This window comes from Rhizobium sp. USDA 4016 (genome assembly GCF_056279705.1).
This window is the reverse complement of record NZ_JBWCCY010000004.1, coordinates 2,782,592-2,797,808: the sequence shown is the minus strand read 5'-3', so window position 1 is coordinate 2,797,808 and position 15,217 is coordinate 2,782,592. Positions and strand designations below refer to the sequence as shown.

Sequence of the window (15,217 nt, the reverse complement as noted above, 5' to 3'; positions counted from 1 at the left end):
ATTAGAATCGTTTCGCCTATTCCATCTCTAGCTTTGATTTCGAATGTCTAATGAAGGCTGTGGTCGAAGAGTGCGGCGATTGTGATTCGTATTCGGGCAGTATTAGAACAGGTTTCGGTCTCAAGAATCTAGGGGTGGATTCGCGTTTTAGGACATGATGCCGCTGTCTGGCCTTTTATTGTTTGCCTCTACGAAGGCGATCCTCTGAAAGAGGGTCATCCACGCATGCGAACAGGAGAAACAGAATATGACGGATACCGCGACCGGCAACGGGCCGGAATTGCTGGTAGAACTGACGGCCGATATCGTAGCGGCTTATGTCAGCAATCATGTGGTCCCGGTCAGTGACCTGGCCAATTTGATTTCCGACGTGCATTCCGCACTGAGCAACACGTCTGCACCGCAACCCGCCGCAGCCACCATCGAAAAGCAGAAGCCCGCCGTTTCGGTACGCAAGTCAGTACAGGATGATCAGATCACCTGCCTGGAATGCGGCGGCAACTTCAAATCTCTCAAGCGCCATCTGATGACCCATCACAGTCTCTCGCCGGAAGAGTACCGCGAGAAGTGGGATCTTCCCGCCGATTATCCGATGGTCGCTCCCGCCTATGCCGAGGCGCGCTCGCGCCTCGCCAAGGAAATGGGCCTCGGCCAGCGCCGCAAACGCGGCCGCGGCTGAGCCTCGCACGCTCTTAAGCGCGAAAGCCGGGCCCCAAGCCCGGCTTTTTCTTTGTGCGGACATGGAGGAAAATAATCCCAGTATATTCAGCCAGTGGCGAAAAAGGCGAATTGAAACAAAAAGGAATTGCACCTGGTGCTTTCCGGTCGTCCGGATCGAATTTGGCGCCTGCATTATTGCCGGAACCGGTAAATCCCTGTTGACCTCGATCTAAGTTGAGATGCGAACTTGATGCAGTCTGTCAGCCAAGGAGGCGCCGGTGGCCATCATTTTAAGCGACAGTGACCTGGACCGAAGCACGGCTATGCCGATCGCCATCGAGGCGATCGAGGAAGCAATGGCGGCGCGATCAGCAGGGGTATTGATTTCGCCGCCCAGGCATAGCGTGTCCGTTGGCGGCAAAGGCGACCTTGTCTTCACCATCGGCGGCACGATCGGCGAGGATTCCATTGCGGGCTTCAGGGTTTATGAAACATTCAAAGGGCTGCGCCACGAACAGGTCGTCGCGGTCTGGTCGACTGAAACGGCAGAGCTTCAAGGCCTTGTCGTCGGCAGCCGGTTGGGAAATATCCGAACCGGCGCGATTGGCGGCATCGCCATTCGTCATATGTCATCGCCTGGCGTCAGGACGGTCGGCGTCATTGGAAGCGGGCAACAGGCGCGGACACAGTTGGAGGCCGCGGCACTTGTCCGCAGCCTGGATCATGTCCGCGTCTATAGCCGCCACGAACAGAACCGCCGCATATTTTCAGCGGAGATGGAGCAGCGCTTAGGCATCCCCGTGGAGCCCGTGGATTCGCCACGGCGCGCTGTAAGCGAGGCCGATATCGTCATTTGTGCAACGACCAGCCGAACACCGGTGATGGAGGCAGCTTGGCTGAAGCCCGGAGTTCACATCAACACCATCGGTCCGAAGACCGTGGATGAGCATGAGTTGGGCTTGGATATCGCCGCGGCCGCCCATGTTATCGCGACCGACTCTCTGGAGCAGACAGACGCCTATAAGGCTCCATTCTTCCTGCATGGGTCGCCCGATGCCGTGCGCCTGGTGGATTTGGCAGCGATCGTCAGCGGCAGGCTGCCTGTTCGCCAGGCGCACGATCAAACGACGTTGTTTTGCTCGGCGGGCCTCGCAGGCACCGAAGTCCTGGTGGCATCGAAGCTGCTTGCGGCTTCCGGCGGCAAGGCTCCTGCGGCCTGAAGTGGGCGGAGAGCCTGGATTATCTCGGGAACAGTAGCCACCTTGGCAATCTTTCCATTCATGTAGACAAGCGAGACCCTTCCATGCTCGGCATCATAGGAATCGATGCATTCCTCCGCCAGCACCAAGCGAAGGTCGCGTTGGTAAGCGTCGATAGCGGTCATGCGAATACAAGCGTGCGTGTTGATGCCGCACAATACCAGCTCGCCCACGCCCATCGCCGATAGAATGTCTTCAAGTTCGGTCCGGTAAAACGCACTATAGCGCTTCTTTACGATGGTCGTGTCGCTTGGCTCCCAATTGAGGCCAGCATGAAGATGGGCGCCTGAAGTTCCCTCGATCGCGATCTTCAGGTTCTTGTCCCGCATCTCGAGAAAGGCGTCGCTAAGGTCAGGCCGAAATTCCGGCCGCACCCATACGACGGGCAACGCGGCCTGTCTAAAGGCCACAGCCAGCGTGTTGGTTTCACCGATCAGCCGAGCAGCTTTATCTGCGCTCCAATGGTCGAGGTAGTCATTGATGAGGTCGATGATAACAAGGGCGCGTTTGGTCATTAAGCGATTAAACGTCACAAAAGTTGCAGTGTTGTGACGCCACGCGGCATGCCGGTTTGGAACGTTTCTCGTTCATGCCGCGGACATGAAAATGCCGTCAATCACTCCCGAACATCAGCGACTGATGCGCTGCCGTTCCGGCCAGCGCCCCATCACCAACGGCGAGAGCCACGGAGCCTGCGGCCCTTGCTAGATCGCCGCAGGCGAAGATGCCCTTCGCGCTCGTCTGCTTTACGGCATCCGTCCTGATGAACTGGCCGAGCGGCCCCTCTTCGAGCACGCAGCCCAGTTGCTCAGCCCAAGGAATTTGCACTGAAGTCCGCGTCAGGGTGAACAAACCGTCCATTGCGACAATCCTGCCATCGTCCAGACAAACATCCGCACGGTCTCCTGCGATCTCGCGCACTGGTGTCGTCTCGACCTTGACTGCGCGCGCACGCAATTGCGCTGCCTGATCGGCATTCGGGACGACGATACCGTTGGTGAAAAAAGTCGTCTCGCCCCAGTCAGGAAGCATGAGGGCATGATGCATGGAATGCTCCCCGGATGCGATGACGCCGATCCGCCCCTGATTCAGTTCGTAACCATGGCAATAGGGGCAATGGAAGACAGATATTCCCCAGCGTTCCTGCAGGCCTGGAATGGCGGGCAGTCGATCGGCAACCCCTGCTGCCAGGATCAGACGCCTGCCTTCCTTCATAGGCTTGCCATCGATTTCGATAGCAAATCCATTGCTGGTCCTCTCTGCGGCTTGTGCCTTGGCATTCAGCCAGTGGACAGTCGGATAGCGTTCGAGCTGTTGGCGGGCCTCGGATACGATCAGGCCGGGTTCACGGCCGTCCTGCCCTAGAAAACCGTGCGAGACAGCGGCAAAGCGATTGCGGCGCTCACCGGCATCGATCACCAGGATCTTCCGTCGGGCACGGGCGAGCGGCAGCGCCGCTGAAATGCCTGCAAAGCTTCCGCCGATGATGATGACGTCGAAACTCATAAATAATCCTCTTACGTTCGTTCCGGTTCATCGCCCGGCGGGACAGCCGAACGTTGAGTCATGAAACTTGTTAAGTTACGTGAAATAGCTTGTCAATGATCATGCAACTAATATTGTTGCATGATCATGTATCTGTTACATCTGTGATCCGCAAACGAGCTGAACCAGGCCATGAGACACGACACCCGCTTATCCCGCATGCTGCATGTGCTTGTTCACATGGATCGCCACGAAGGCGTCGCAACATCCGAAACCATTGCAGCGATGCTGGGCACCAATGCCGTTGTCGTGCGCCGAACCATGGCCGGCCTGCGGGATCAGGGGTATGTCCGGTCCGAGAAGGGGCACGGCGGCGGCTGGATCCTGGCGCGTCCTTTGCGGGAGATCACCCTGCTCGACATCCACAATGCCTTGGGCGCGCCGCAACTCTTCTCGATCGGACTGGCGGGCGACAATCCGAACTGCGTCATCGAACAGGCCGTCAATGCCTCGCTTGCCGGGGCGATGCATGAGGCGGAAGCCATTTTGCTGGCGAAATTTGGCAAGGTCACCTTGGCCGCGCTTGCCGAAGAATCCTCCAAGCGATGGGCAAGGCCTGCGCACTGCTCTTTAGCAATGGAGCATTCCTAGAATTGCCCCTTCGAGGCTATTTTCTGGACCAAACATGTTTTCGCGCTTAAGGCCGCTCGAAAGGCCGTCGGGACACTCGCGCCGAAGAATGCAGGCAATAAACAAGGCCGGGCGAAATCGCACGGACCTTCCTCGTCATCGCTTTTCACACCAGTGCAAGTACATCCGTGGTCAATTGTCTGAAGCGACTGAAGGCATCGCGCAGCGGTCCGTTCCGACGCCGCCAACCGCCTCACATATATAAGAGAATGCGAAAGATATCGTTTGCTTTGTATTCCCTGAAAGCGCACTGTCCAGCCTCCAGCAGCCATTTTCACGGGCGCTGCTGTCTGAGGGCGGTCATGCCCTAGCCCCGACCGAAAGGAGGACTGCATGTCTTCCGAAGTCACCATGAAATACCTGAACAGCGAGGACCTTGGCGTACTGCAGCAGGTGCTGAGCGATGCAGGCTATACCGGCGACATTCGTTTCGATCAGCCTCGGACTTTTAATGCTGCGGCACTGCTGCTCATCCAGTTGTTCCAGGCAGGCACGACCTCGCCCGCCGAGCTTGCAAGTGAACTCGACCGCCACTTCGGCAAGGCAAAGCGTGTCGTCGCCATGCCTCCTGCCGTTCCGCCGTTTCACCGTTTTGCCATTCAGGGCCTTCCGTCCTCGCTTTCCGCGATCGTCCACTGAACATGAACATAAGGCCACCCACCTTCGACGTCGACGATGCCCGGCGCGCGAACGAGTGCGCCTGCGTCTTCGACCATCTGGCGACGCAGATTGCGATTGAAGCCGCAAACGCGGGGTGGCTGCAGAGCGAGGTTGCATTGGCCCTCGCTGACGCCGCCGAGCGCTACGTCATGCGTGTCGCAGCCTGCACCCACGAGATGCCGATTGCGGCCAACTGCAACGCCGTTCGGGAGGCCTGACGCATGCGGAGCGGCCTTCTCATCGCGTTCTTTTGCGCATCCGCGGCTCTTTATCTGGCGTGGGGACAGATCGCTGCCTATCAGGAGCGGGAGCGCATTCAAACCGCCGATGCCGCCGAGCGCCGAACACGACTGGCGGAACTTTCCGCAGACGGCTGCAATGGGGCCGTTGGCTCCCTTTCGGCGATGGAGCATCGGCTCCTCAAGGCCGGAGGCATCGAGATCCCTGAGGCTCTGGCGAGCGACATCACGTTATGTCTCGAAGAGAATATCATGTCCGGCCGTTCACGGCTGCAGATGGAGCGGACGCACTTGATCAGGCTGTTTCCACGCGAGACGAGCGTATTGCCAAACGAATGACGGCGCGCTTAAGCCGCGACCCTCACCCGCGCTTCTTCCCGGATCCGGTTCACCATGGACCTCAGCCCGTTGGAGCGCTGGGACGACAGGTTCTCGACAAGGCCGATCTTCGAGAAGATATCGAAAGCATCGAGGCCCGCGATCTCCGAGGCCCTCTTGCCGGAATAGGTGGCAAGCACGATAGCGACGAGGCCACGCACGATATGCGCGTCGGAATCGCCCTCGAAGATCAGCACCGGATTTTCAGGATCCCCCTCGGGATGCGTCACCAGCCAGACCTGGCTGGCGCAGCCCATCACCTTGTTCGCGGACGTCTTCTTGTCGTCCGGCAGGTCCGGCAGTCCCTTGCCGAGTTCGATGACATAGCGGTAGCGGTCCTCCCAGTCGTCAAGGAAGGAGAAGTCGTCGATGATCTCGTCGAGAGATGCCATAAGTGGGCCTTTCACTATTGTGAGTGATATAGGTGAACTGCCGCCGCTTTTGAACCATTAAAAAGAAAAACGTCTGCCAGGCGGCAAACGCCATGGGGTCGGCCGCCGCACCACATCTGCCGCAGCAGCCCATTGCTGCGAATGAACTGGTGATAGAGGGCAGCTTCGCCATGGCACACCAGCAGCGCGACAAGCAGGCGGGCGCCAAGGCCGTGAGGCAGGCGCGAAGGATAGTCGGCGAAGTTCGGCAGCATTGCGGGGGGCCGCGCCGCTCACGATATCATGCCGATGCCGCTGGCGGCCATGCCGAGAATGACGACGCCAACGGCATCCTGATCCTCTTTCCTTGCGCCCTGTTCCTCGCCTCAAGATCAAAGGCGGCCTTCGTCGCCAGCCCGCCTATCCCTCGAACGCATAGAAAAAACGCCGTGAGGGATGGGCACCCTCACGGCGCAGCACAATGCTGAAATCAAACAGGGCAGGCACGTCAGGCACGGGAATCTCCGTATCATGCGGATCGCCGGTGCAAGCTTGGGGCGGAGAACTCCGCGGAATTCTTAAAGGACCGGCTTCGGTGTCGGCAAGGGAATGGCGCCGGTTACGACCTTGTCGGAAACCGATTCGTCCTCCACCGGCGGGCGGTAGGGCATCGGCTGGTTCAGTGCGGCAGCCCTGTGCTCTTTTGCGGAAGGAGCATCGGCTGCGACGGGAGAATCGCTAAGCGGTGCGGCCGGCGTCGCCTCCGCAAGAGCCGGTGCCGTCTCGTCCGAGAACTGGCTGTCCAGCAGCTCATAAGCGACGCGGGCGCCTTCGCGGGCCCGGTAGCCGAGGGCGGTGAGCGTTTCCGCGCCCTTGGCGCAGACCTCCGGCTTCTCGTTGCACATGCCGGTGAGATATTCATAGGCGCCGCTTGCGGCGGTGAAGGCGTCGAAGAATTGGATTTGCGGGTCGTTGGCAAGCCGCGTCGAGCTCTCCGAGCTGAAGAGCGGCAAGAGGACCAGCACAAGGCCGAACCAGAACGATCCTTTGATCAGAAGCCACATTGTCGTTGCCCATCCTGTTTATCCCGTCCGGTCTTCTCGCCGAATCAGGCCCGGTTTTCCGGTGTGCTTTCACCCTAGCGGGGAAATGCGAATGCCACTTTTCGAAACTCGACGGCATTTGCGGCAAATTTAATTCGAATTTTAAATAAAGGCATTCTGAGCGCATTTCAGTCAAATTGTAGCCATCGGGGTTAAGCATAGCGCAGTGGGCTGCCTGGAATTGCAGGGATTCCCTAAGGGCAGCGTGCCGCAAAGGTTAACACAATGCCGAAATGCGAGCGAAATCCATCGCTTACCCCCTATTAACCACAAAAACCAAAGGGCCCTGCGGATGGCTCAAAATGGGATTTTTACAGCTTTTGGGCTGTGGAGCGCCGCTTTGCCTTATCCTTTCCTTAAGCCGCCGGGGCCTATTGTCCGCACTGTGTAAAGAGCCTTTTCGGCGGGTATTGCGTGCGCGTATTGAGTGACATTGGCGGACGGGCGGCAGCCCTCGTGGACCGGGCAGCGGCAGGCTGGCTTTCCCGCACGGGAAGCGGCGAAGCTGTTGCCGAGCGCGAGCTTGCGATCCTGCGCCGCCTTGTCTTCCTCTCTTCCGCGGCCTTGATCGCTGCGCCTTTCGGCCTCTCCTTCGTCACCAGCCCCGCCGTGGCACTGCCTGCAGGTGTCGCGACCGTCTGCGCTGCCTTCCTCTTTTCAGCCGTGGGCAGCATCGCGCTTGCCCGCCAGAGCGCTGCTCTGTCGGCCGTCGCCGCGGCGCCCGCGGAAGACTTCTTCCTGGAAAACAGTGCCGGCCTCGTTCTCTTCCTCGATCCGCAAGGCAACGTCACCACCGCCGGTGGCCGTGACTGCCGCGAGTTCCTCGCCTGGATGCGCGATCCGAAGGGCAGGGGCTTCATCGAGCAGGTGCATGTCTCCGACCGCATCTTCGTCCTGCAGGCGCTCGACCGGCTGCGCCAGGGCGAGGAGTGCGCCAGCGTCGACCTTCGCCTCGACCGCCCCTGCGTTTCCCTTGATCTTCGCCAGTTCGCGCATCTCAGAATGGACATGACGGCGCGGCGCGATGAGGACGGCGAGCTCCTGGCCGTCGTCGCCCAGCTCCGCGACGTCTCGGTCGAACAGCAGCTGCGCATGGAAGCCCAAAGCCGGGCGGCCGATGCCGAATCCGCCAACGATGCCAAGTCGCGCTTCCTCGCCGCCGTCAGCCATGAGCTGCGCACGCCGCTGAACGCCATCCTCGGCTTCTCGGATATCCTGCTCGGCGAATATTTCGGCAAGTTCGACAATGAGCGCCAGCGCGAATACGTGACCCTGGTACGCGAGTCCGGCGCGCACCTGCTTTCCGTCGTCAACACCATGCTCGACATGAGCAAGATCGAGGCCGGCCGCTATGAGCTGCTGCTCGAACCGTTCGATGTCGGCGCCTCGGTCCGCTCCTGCGAGGCGATGCTTGCGCTGCAGGCGAAGGGCAAGGGTGTGACGCTGACGAGCCGCATCCAGCGCGGTCTCGACGAGGTTGTCGCCGACCAGCGCGCCATCCAGCAGATCCTCATCAATCTCGTCGGCAACGCCGTGAAGTTCACCGATGCCGGCGGCGCCGTCACCGTCGATGCGGCGGTGCGCGACGGCATCCTGCAGATCAGCGTCAGCGACACCGGCATCGGCATTCCGGCCGACAGGCTCGAATCGCTCGGCCAGCCCTTCATGCAGGTGCAGAACGATTATACACGCCATTACGAGGGCACGGGCCTCGGCCTGTCGCTGGTGAAGGGCCTCGTGGCACTGCATGGCGGTCACTTCGCGATTGCCAGCGTTCCCGGCGAAGGCACGATCATCACCATTTCGATCGCGGCGGATGGTTCCGGCGCCGGTGCCGCGCATGCGGAAAAGGACGGGGCGGTCGATTTCCCGCCGCGCCTGAAAATTGCGGCGACGAATGTCGCTGGACGGGAAGAGGGGCTTTTCGATGGCCGCGCGCAAGCGAAAATCGCCTAAGGGAAGGAGAGGCCGGCAGCAGCCGAGCCTGCTTCTCACAGGGGCTGCCGCCCTCGGCGGCGTGGGCATGACGGGCGCATCTGCGCTCGGCGGCGTCATTGCGCGCAATCCGTCGGTCGCAGGCGGGACCACCGCCTTTGTCGTCATCTTCAGCTTCGTCGCCGCCAATGCGCTCTGGTATCAGCCGGGTACGCATCCGCATCCCTTCTTTCGCACCCGCGATGTGCTAGCGCCCTTCTCGATCGGCCGTCCGACCGTGGAAGAGCCGCACCCAGGCGACGTCACGACCTTCAAGATCGAACGTCCGGGCGAGGAGGGCGCTGCCTCGACCACCAATGCGACGCCGCGGGCTGCAGCACCCGGCCAAGAGCCCAGTCAGCTGGTCATGGACATCCAGAAGGAGCTCATCCGCCGCGGCCTCTATAACGGCACGGCCGACGGTATCATCGGCCCGCGCACCAGCGCCGCGATCCTCTTCTTCGAGGAAACCGTCGACATGCTGCCGAGTGGCGATGCGACGCCGGATGTGCTTGCCGCCCTCAGGACCGATTCCATCGGCCCCTCGGCCGTTCCCGCCGAGAAGCCGCGCGAGGATGTGACCTCGAAAGCCTCGGCCGAGGATCCGGTCGCCGCCGCCATCCGCAGCGCCGAAAAGCAGATCAAGACCGCGCCCGCCGGCCCGAAGCAGGTCCCATCATCCGAGCTCACCAATGTCGATCTGGTACTGAAAATCCAGAAGGGCCTTTCCAACATGGCCTACGCCAATGTCGGCGTCGACGGTGTCGCCGGCGAACAAACCCGCACCGCCATCCGCCGCTTCCAAAAGCACTACAACCTGCCGGAAACCGGCGAGCCCAACGAGGCGGTACTGAAGAAGTTGAAGGAAATCGGTGCGATTTGAGGCTGGGTGAGAGCTGGCATCAAAGCTCGTCCAATGTGCATCTTCACTCCGACGACTCTGGTTCCTGGCGCCGTTTGAGGCGCTTTCAGCACCGTTTCACGACGTCGTTCCGCGTGCGGCTCGACGAGGCGATCCGGGCGCAATACGCTGACCGATGCCGGGCAATCGCGGAGCTCTGCCAGCGCCTCCCTTCGCTGGGAGAGCTTGAACGGCAAGGCTGAGCCGGGAGGAAATCTTGCGGCAAGTGATCGGGTAGGAAGCCACCTTGCTTCGTGCCAACTGCGAACATTTGCGCTATGCTCAGCCGATGGAACGCCGGCACGCCAAATGGATTGCAACGCTATCGTTGGCCGTGGCCGCAGCGAGCGTCGCTGCGGCGCACCCGGATTTGCGCTGCACCTGCCGCAATCGGGATGGCACGAAGTACGAGCTTGGCCAGACTGCCTGCATCAGGGTGGGCGGGGCGTCGTATCTCGCACGCTGCGAGATGGAGTTGAACGTCACGACATGGCGTAAATTGCGGGACGGTTGCCCGGAGGCCTGAACCGCAACGGCGGGCCGCTCTGCCAAGAGCACATCCAATCACCGAAGCCGGTCCAGCCGGGCCGGCTTCGAAAATCCGGGGGACGGCTATCTGATCACCGGCTCGCCGTGATACCGGCGCTTTGACGGCTTCGATACGCCAAATCCGACTTCCATCATCAGGCGCGGCGTATGTTTGGCGAGCGTTCCCATATGGAAGCCGAAGGGATCTTCGACAAAGCCGGTGCCCGCCTTTCCTGTCAGCGTGACTGCGCTCTCCTTGCCGTAGAAGCCCAGCACGTCCTCGGCCGAATGTCCGACAAGCAGTGTCAACTGGTGCTTCATCCGGCGGCGGTTGTGGCTGCCTTGAACATAGACATGCGGACCGGCATCCGCATCGACGTCGGACAGATAGAAGAAGAATTTCAGCATCCGCCAGTCGTCGAGATCGAAGTGGAACTTGAACGAGGCGCGGCTTAGATCGGCTTCCGAGGCAGACGTCGTGGGGAAACTCCACCATGTCCGCGTGGTGATCAGTTTCGCCTCGCCGCCGAGATAATGCCGCGCGATATTGAGGAGCAGCGGATCTTGCTGCACGGCGACCGCTGCCTTGCATTGCAGAACCCGCTCGAAATGATGGCCGCTCAATATCGTGCGCTCGAAGCGGCGTTCGGCTTCGGCATGCTCTCCGGCGAGAAACTCGACCTTGCGCTCGAAATTGCCGAAACACGGCGTCTCGCGTGCAAAACGGGCGATTTCCTCATGGATGGCTGGCGGCAAAGTGAGGCCGGTGAAGATGCCATTTCTTCGCAATTCCGCAGCGGCTTTCTCCGCCTTGATCGCACCAAACATTGACGGTGCAGTTGCCGAAGACGGAATGGGTCTGGCGGTCAGCCAATGGGCGCGACGGAAAGGCATCGTGCGCGCCAGCAGGAACATCGGCAGCCAGGCGGGATTTTCCTTGAGATCGGTTAAATAGGTTGGTACGCGCGCTGCCATGCGGCGAAGGGGCCCGCCTGTGCGGGCAATGGCTTCGAGGTCTTTCGGCTTAGATTTTGGCGCATCAAGCATCTGACATCCTTATTCGAACATGGTTTCCCATGGCGTTTTCCCCGTGGCGCCGGGCCCACGGTAGGTGGTTTTGGATCATGATGCAATGCAGCATGGGGATTGCAGCCTGCTATATGGTTAATAACCAATTGAATAAATTAAAGAATTTCGGACACTGAGTCCCACCGGGCAACGAGGCTGCGCCCGTATGTATGTGGCAACAAACGGGCGGCGCGCCGGTTCTAAAGCCGGTTGAGGCGGCGCCTAGAAGAAATGGAAGTCGTCGGCGGCAAGCGATGTGCCGTGGCTCACGGCCGCAAACGCCACCGCGGCCGCATCGCCGCTCCCGTCGGAATCGAAGAGCAGGCGGCCAGAGCATGTGTTGTAGATGATGTGGTCGTCCTCATGAAGCGCGGCTGTGCCCTTCGCGAAGGCCCCAGGGTCGAGCGCGCCCGCCACAACGCCGGCGAACACGGAGCTGTCCAGCCGGAAGAGGTCGTCAGCGGAGCTGAAGTCGAGGATTTTGTCGCAATTCGCCCGGCCGGGCTCGGTGTCGAAGACGAAGATGTCGCCGCCCGCTCCGCCGGAGAGTGTGTCGCGGCCGGTTCCGCCGTTGAGAGTGTCGTCGCCGCCGCCGCCGCGCAGGCGGTCTTTGCCAGCGCCGCCATCAACGGTATCGTCGAACCGGCTGCCGGTGATCCGGTCATTGCCGCCCATCGCGGCGACGAGAACCGGGTGATCGTACGCCTCATAGGTGGTGACGTCTTTCGCATCGGTGAGCGTGATCTCTTCGGCCGGCGGCACGATCATGATGGTGATCGTCGCCAGATTGCTGTTGCCCTGGCCGTCGGTGGCGTAAACCGTGAAACTGTCGGTGCCGGCGAAGCCGGCCGCCGGAGAATAGTCGAAGAGGTTACCGTTCAGGTAGTCTTGGTGATAGTGCAGGCTGCCCACATATTGGCCCTGATGAAACGGATAGTAGCCTGCTTCATATCGCGTCTCCTGCTGCAGCGTGCCATGGTCCGGCCCGTCCACGATGACGAAGCTCAACAGGTCGAAATCGGCATCCGACGCGCTGAACTTGATGTCGTCGAGCGATTGGCCAGGAGAAAGCGTGAAGCTCATGTCGGCGGCGGTGGGCGCATGGTTGACGAAGGTGTCGGGCTGCAGCGCGCCGCCTTCCAGGATGATCTGATGCGGGCCGTACTGGGTGTTTTCGCCGCCGAAATATTCGTTGGCGCCTTGCCATGTCACCACCATGTCGTCGGGGCTTTCGGCAGTGACGGAGATAATCTCAGTCGAAAGATAGGCCGCCTGGTCGGAGAGCGTGCGGATATAGCGGCCTTCGTTGTCGAAGACGAAAGTTTCCACCGTCGTGAAGATCTCGGTCCTGCCGTCGTTGGTGAAGGTGGTGACGGTAAAGAAACCGTCGAACACGTCGACCGAGGCAAGATCGACCCAGCCGTACGGATAATCTGTATGCGCGGCCCCCGGTCCGAGGACGTCGCCGTCCGTTTCCGTTATGCTGAAAAGGATTGCATCGGGGCTCTCGTTGTTGATGTCTTCCCATACGGTAAGCTCACTGCCATTGCTCAAAGTGGGCATCGTATTTTCCTTCGTTGCAGGGAAACGGCACTGCGGACATCTTCACGGAGAGGCAAGATAGGCTGGGATACGGGCCGATCAAGCTTGGCGATGGGGTTGACGCTTCCTTCGGCATGCTCGCTCGAAATCTGGTAAACTTTCTTGCTCAAAAAGGAGTGGGTATGTCCACAAGTGACCGGCAAGCCCATTGGCAGACTGTCTACAAGACCAAGGCGGAGAGCGAAGTCAGTTGGTACGAGGATACGCCGGAACTCTCGATGGTTCTGCTGCGTCAGGCCGGGCTGACGCCGGACATGTCGGTGATCGACATCGGCGGCGGGACCTCGCGGCTGGTCGATGCTCTTGTGGCAGCCGGCCAGGCCCATATCAGCGTCCTCGATCTGTCTGCCGCAGCCATCGAGACGGCAAAGTCGCGACTGACAGATGCGACGCGTGTGCAGTGGATCGTATCGGACATGACCGCCTGGACGCCCGGCCGCCAGTATGATCTCTGGCACGATCGCGCCGCCTTTCACTTCCTGACGGAGGCGGCCGACCAAAAGGCCTATGTTCGGGTGCTGGGGCAGGCTCTCAAGAATGGCGGCAAAGCCGTGATCGGTACCTTTGCGCCCGACGGACCGGAAAAATGCAGCGGCCTGCCGGTCGCCCGCTACGATGCGCAAAGCCTGCAGGATGTTCTCGGCAGCGGGTTCAAGCTTGCCGCAACGCGCCGCCATGAGCACACGACCCCATGGGGATCGGTGCAGCAATTCCAGTTCAGCACGTTCGAGAAGGTCGCTGGCACGGAGTCGTTTGCTTGAACGATCCGAAACGCCCGGCACGCCGGCTCCTCCATCGCCGCCACATCGATCAGATTATTGGTGCGCGCCAATTGCGGCGAGTTGTCGCGTCCCGTTCTTTCGTGCGTGTGAAGCCAACGTGACGGAGCCTCGAAACCTGAAGGAAATTGGGGCGATTTGACCGTGCGGACCGGCTTTCGCACCGCGGAAAATTGCGAAGGCAATGTGCCTGCAGGGCCTTGAAATTCGTTAGGGCAATATCGAAATGTAATTTTGATTGTCATCGGCCGCTGGTTGGCGAAGAGGTACGTTTTGAGACCGTGGTCAACTTCGCTTGAAAGATACCAGCCGTATGGTATCTTTTTCCTGTCTGATACTGTTGGCCGACGGCCCATGGCCGGCCAGCTCAAAGATTTTTGCCTGCCGGGATAGCCCGAATGTTGTTTGAAGATTCCGGCAGCGCTCTATCCGAAACACATATTTCTGATCGCGCCATGTATAAATCAATCGCCTCCCTGAGCAGCGCGGACAACCCGCGGGTTTACAAGGTTCTTTTCGACCATTTCTCGTCGCTCTATCCGGCAATAGCCAAATCGAGCGCGGCTGAATTTCACTTAGGGGGCGATCAGACTTTTCGGCTCCTTCGAGGGTCGAAGGACCTCACTTTCGAGGTTGTCTACTCCGACATTTCCCGGTTCGCCTCCATCACCCGATCATTGAATTCACGAGCACGAAAATACATCACGGGCTTTGCTCTTCAGTGGAGCACTTCGCGCGTGGCACCTCCGCGCGGACTCCTGCAGCTTCCTCGTCCGCTGGATGAAACGCGGGTTCCTGAAGATGTGCTGATGGTGATCTTCCATCTTGATCAAGCCGATCCGGTCGAAGCCGAACGTAAGATCATGGCATGCATCAGCGCGCTCTATCCCACCGGTCCGACATTGCAGCGAGAGGCGCACGACTATAACGGCCAAAGAGCAATAGCGCAGCTCGCTGACTGGCTGTCGTTCCAGGATGCAAAGCGCGTGCTTGACATCGAAGACCCGGACCACGCGGCAACGATGCTGATCTCGATGATGTTTGGAGGAATGGCATCCTGCATGACCGCAGGTGGCGGCTTGCCGGACAGATCGAGCCTTATTGGCTATCTCAAAGGGTGCATCCACCTCTTCGTGAGAGGTTGCCGCTGCAAAGAGGCCGCCTGACCGGAAGAGCCGGATATGGCACTGCCGGCTGCTGTTCACCACCCCATTTTTGCGTGGCGGTGGAGCTCGGCTTTCTTTTGTTGGAATCTCTCTCAGCGGCCTCTTTAGCTTGGCCGGGCAGCACAATCTTGACCGCGAAACGGTCGCTCTGGCAGGTCTGATTGTGGCAAAAATACAACGTCCGCTGGTTCGAAACTATATTTGGTACGAGCACGTTTATTAAATAATTGACGGGCTGGCGCATCGCCTGTTCTAAAGGTTGCGTTGCCGGAGCAAATCGCCCCGGCAACTCCTGGCGGACTGAAATTTCAGGGGACCGCATCCATCGCGCTAGCAAGAGCCAACCTTGGGGTT

The 15,217-nt window shown here is 60.1% G+C and carries 18 protein-coding genes; 11 read left to right on the top strand and 7 right to left on the bottom strand.

Annotated features, from left to right (window positions below; all coding sequences use genetic code 11):
• The first annotated feature begins 247 nt into the window (after window positions 1–247).
• Together ACZ9DP_RS29485 and ACZ9DP_RS29480 are read left to right on the top strand one after the other, a co-directional pair.
• Window positions 248–679, top strand: a complete 432-nt coding sequence (locus ACZ9DP_RS29485) for a Ros/MucR family transcriptional regulator (RefSeq protein ID WP_022714520.1) — start codon at window positions 248–250, stop codon at window positions 677–679.
• Window positions 680–938: 259 nt separating this feature from the next.
• Window positions 939–1,880 carry an ornithine cyclodeaminase family protein gene (locus ACZ9DP_RS29480; protein ID WP_476204388.1) on the top strand — a complete coding sequence of 314 codons (942 nt, stop codon included), beginning with the start codon at window positions 939–941 and terminating at the stop codon, window positions 1,878–1,880.
• Here ACZ9DP_RS29480 and ACZ9DP_RS29475 read toward each other — a convergent pair.
• Both ACZ9DP_RS29475 and ACZ9DP_RS29470 read right to left on the bottom strand, forming a co-directional pair.
• On the bottom strand, window positions 1,781–2,434 hold the full coding sequence (locus ACZ9DP_RS29475; RefSeq protein ID WP_476204386.1) for a cysteine hydrolase family protein: 654 nt from the start codon (window positions 2,432–2,434) through the stop codon (window positions 1,781–1,783). The genes ACZ9DP_RS29480 and ACZ9DP_RS29475 overlap by 100 nt on opposite strands.
• 97 nt (window positions 2,435–2,531) lie before the next feature.
• Entirely contained in the window at window positions 2,532–3,425 is an 894-nt protein-coding gene (locus tag ACZ9DP_RS29470; RefSeq protein WP_476204385.1) for an NAD(P)/FAD-dependent oxidoreductase, read from the bottom strand.
• A gap of 171 nt (window positions 3,426–3,596) precedes the next feature.
• On the opposite strand from ACZ9DP_RS29470, the gene ACZ9DP_RS29465 reads away from it, so the two are divergent.
• From ACZ9DP_RS29465 to ACZ9DP_RS29450, 4 genes are all read left to right on the top strand, one after another.
• Window positions 3,597–4,055 carry an Rrf2 family transcriptional regulator gene (locus ACZ9DP_RS29465; RefSeq protein WP_074067062.1) on the top strand — a complete coding sequence of 153 codons (459 nt, stop codon included), beginning with the start codon at window positions 3,597–3,599 and terminating at the stop codon, window positions 4,053–4,055.
• A 372-nt stretch (window positions 4,056–4,427) separates the two neighbouring features.
• Window positions 4,428–4,733: a hypothetical protein gene (locus ACZ9DP_RS29460; protein WP_476204384.1), complete on the top strand. Its 306-nt coding sequence runs from the start codon at window positions 4,428–4,430 to the stop codon at window positions 4,731–4,733.
• A 2-nt stretch (window positions 4,734–4,735) separates the two neighbouring features.
• A complete protein-coding gene (locus ACZ9DP_RS29455) occupies window positions 4,736–4,972 on the top strand; it encodes a hypothetical protein (RefSeq protein WP_074067064.1) in 237 nt (78 codons plus the stop codon).
• A 3-nt stretch (window positions 4,973–4,975) separates the two neighbouring features.
• On the top strand, window positions 4,976–5,332 hold the full coding sequence (locus ACZ9DP_RS29450; protein ID WP_194729257.1) for a hypothetical protein: 357 nt from the start codon (window positions 4,976–4,978) through the stop codon (window positions 5,330–5,332).
• A gap of 8 nt (window positions 5,333–5,340) precedes the next feature.
• Here the strand turns inward: ACZ9DP_RS29450 and ACZ9DP_RS29445 are convergent, their stop codons facing one another.
• The 3 genes from ACZ9DP_RS29445 to ACZ9DP_RS29435 all read right to left on the bottom strand — a co-directional run bounded on the left by ACZ9DP_RS29445 (window position 5,341) and on the right by ACZ9DP_RS29435 (window position 6,806).
• On the bottom strand, window positions 5,341–5,763 hold the full coding sequence (locus tag ACZ9DP_RS29445) for a SufE family protein (RefSeq protein ID WP_022714528.1): 423 nt from the start codon (window positions 5,761–5,763) through the stop codon (window positions 5,341–5,343).
• A gap of 14 nt (window positions 5,764–5,777) precedes the next feature.
• Complete coding sequence (locus ACZ9DP_RS29440) at window positions 5,778–6,017, bottom strand: hypothetical protein (RefSeq protein ID WP_194729258.1); 240 nt, start codon at window positions 6,015–6,017, stop codon at window positions 5,778–5,780.
• Window positions 6,018–6,320: 303 nt separating this feature from the next.
• Window positions 6,321–6,806: a DUF5330 domain-containing protein gene (locus ACZ9DP_RS29435; RefSeq protein ID WP_476204383.1), complete on the bottom strand. Its 486-nt coding sequence runs from the start codon at window positions 6,804–6,806 to the stop codon at window positions 6,321–6,323.
• Between the two features lie 453 nt (window positions 6,807–7,259).
• Here ACZ9DP_RS29435 and ACZ9DP_RS29430 point away from each other — a divergent pair, with 453 nt between their 5' ends.
• The 3 genes from ACZ9DP_RS29430 to ACZ9DP_RS29420 all read left to right on the top strand — a co-directional run bounded on the left by ACZ9DP_RS29430 (window position 7,260) and on the right by ACZ9DP_RS29420 (window position 10,246).
• A complete protein-coding gene (locus ACZ9DP_RS29430; RefSeq protein ID WP_476204382.1) occupies window positions 7,260–8,801 on the top strand; it encodes a sensor histidine kinase in 1,542 nt (513 codons plus the stop codon).
• The gene (locus ACZ9DP_RS29425; protein WP_476204381.1) at window positions 8,773–9,702 is read left to right on the top strand and encodes a peptidoglycan-binding protein; all 930 of its coding nucleotides are present in this window, start codon (window positions 8,773–8,775) and stop codon (window positions 9,700–9,702) included. Before ACZ9DP_RS29430 ends, ACZ9DP_RS29425 begins: the two co-directional genes overlap by 29 nt.
• A 307-nt stretch (window positions 9,703–10,009) precedes the next feature.
• Window positions 10,010–10,246: a hypothetical protein gene (locus ACZ9DP_RS29420; RefSeq protein ID WP_476205499.1), complete on the top strand. Its 237-nt coding sequence runs from the start codon at window positions 10,010–10,012 to the stop codon at window positions 10,244–10,246.
• An 86-nt stretch (window positions 10,247–10,332) separates the two neighbouring features.
• Here the strand turns inward: ACZ9DP_RS29420 and ACZ9DP_RS29415 are convergent, their stop codons facing one another.
• Window positions 10,333–11,295, bottom strand: a complete 963-nt coding sequence (locus ACZ9DP_RS29415; protein ID WP_074067071.1) for a phytanoyl-CoA dioxygenase family protein — start codon at window positions 11,293–11,295, stop codon at window positions 10,333–10,335.
• A gap of 243 nt (window positions 11,296–11,538) precedes the next feature.
• On the bottom strand, window positions 11,539–12,879 hold the full coding sequence (locus tag ACZ9DP_RS29410) for an Ig-like domain-containing protein (RefSeq protein ID WP_476204380.1): 1,341 nt from the start codon (window positions 12,877–12,879) through the stop codon (window positions 11,539–11,541).
• Between the two features lie 161 nt (window positions 12,880–13,040).
• On the opposite strand from ACZ9DP_RS29410, the gene ACZ9DP_RS29405 reads away from it, so the two are divergent.
• Together ACZ9DP_RS29405 and ACZ9DP_RS29400 are read left to right on the top strand one after the other, a co-directional pair.
• Window positions 13,041–13,679, top strand: a complete 639-nt coding sequence (locus ACZ9DP_RS29405) for a class I SAM-dependent methyltransferase (RefSeq protein WP_476204378.1) — start codon at window positions 13,041–13,043, stop codon at window positions 13,677–13,679.
• A 416-nt stretch (window positions 13,680–14,095) separates the two neighbouring features.
• Window positions 14,096–14,863 (top strand): TetR/AcrR family transcriptional regulator C-terminal domain-containing protein, encoded by a 768-nt coding sequence (locus ACZ9DP_RS29400; protein ID WP_476204376.1) that lies wholly within the window; start codon window positions 14,096–14,098, stop codon window positions 14,861–14,863.
• Window positions 14,864–15,217 lie beyond the last annotated feature (354 nt).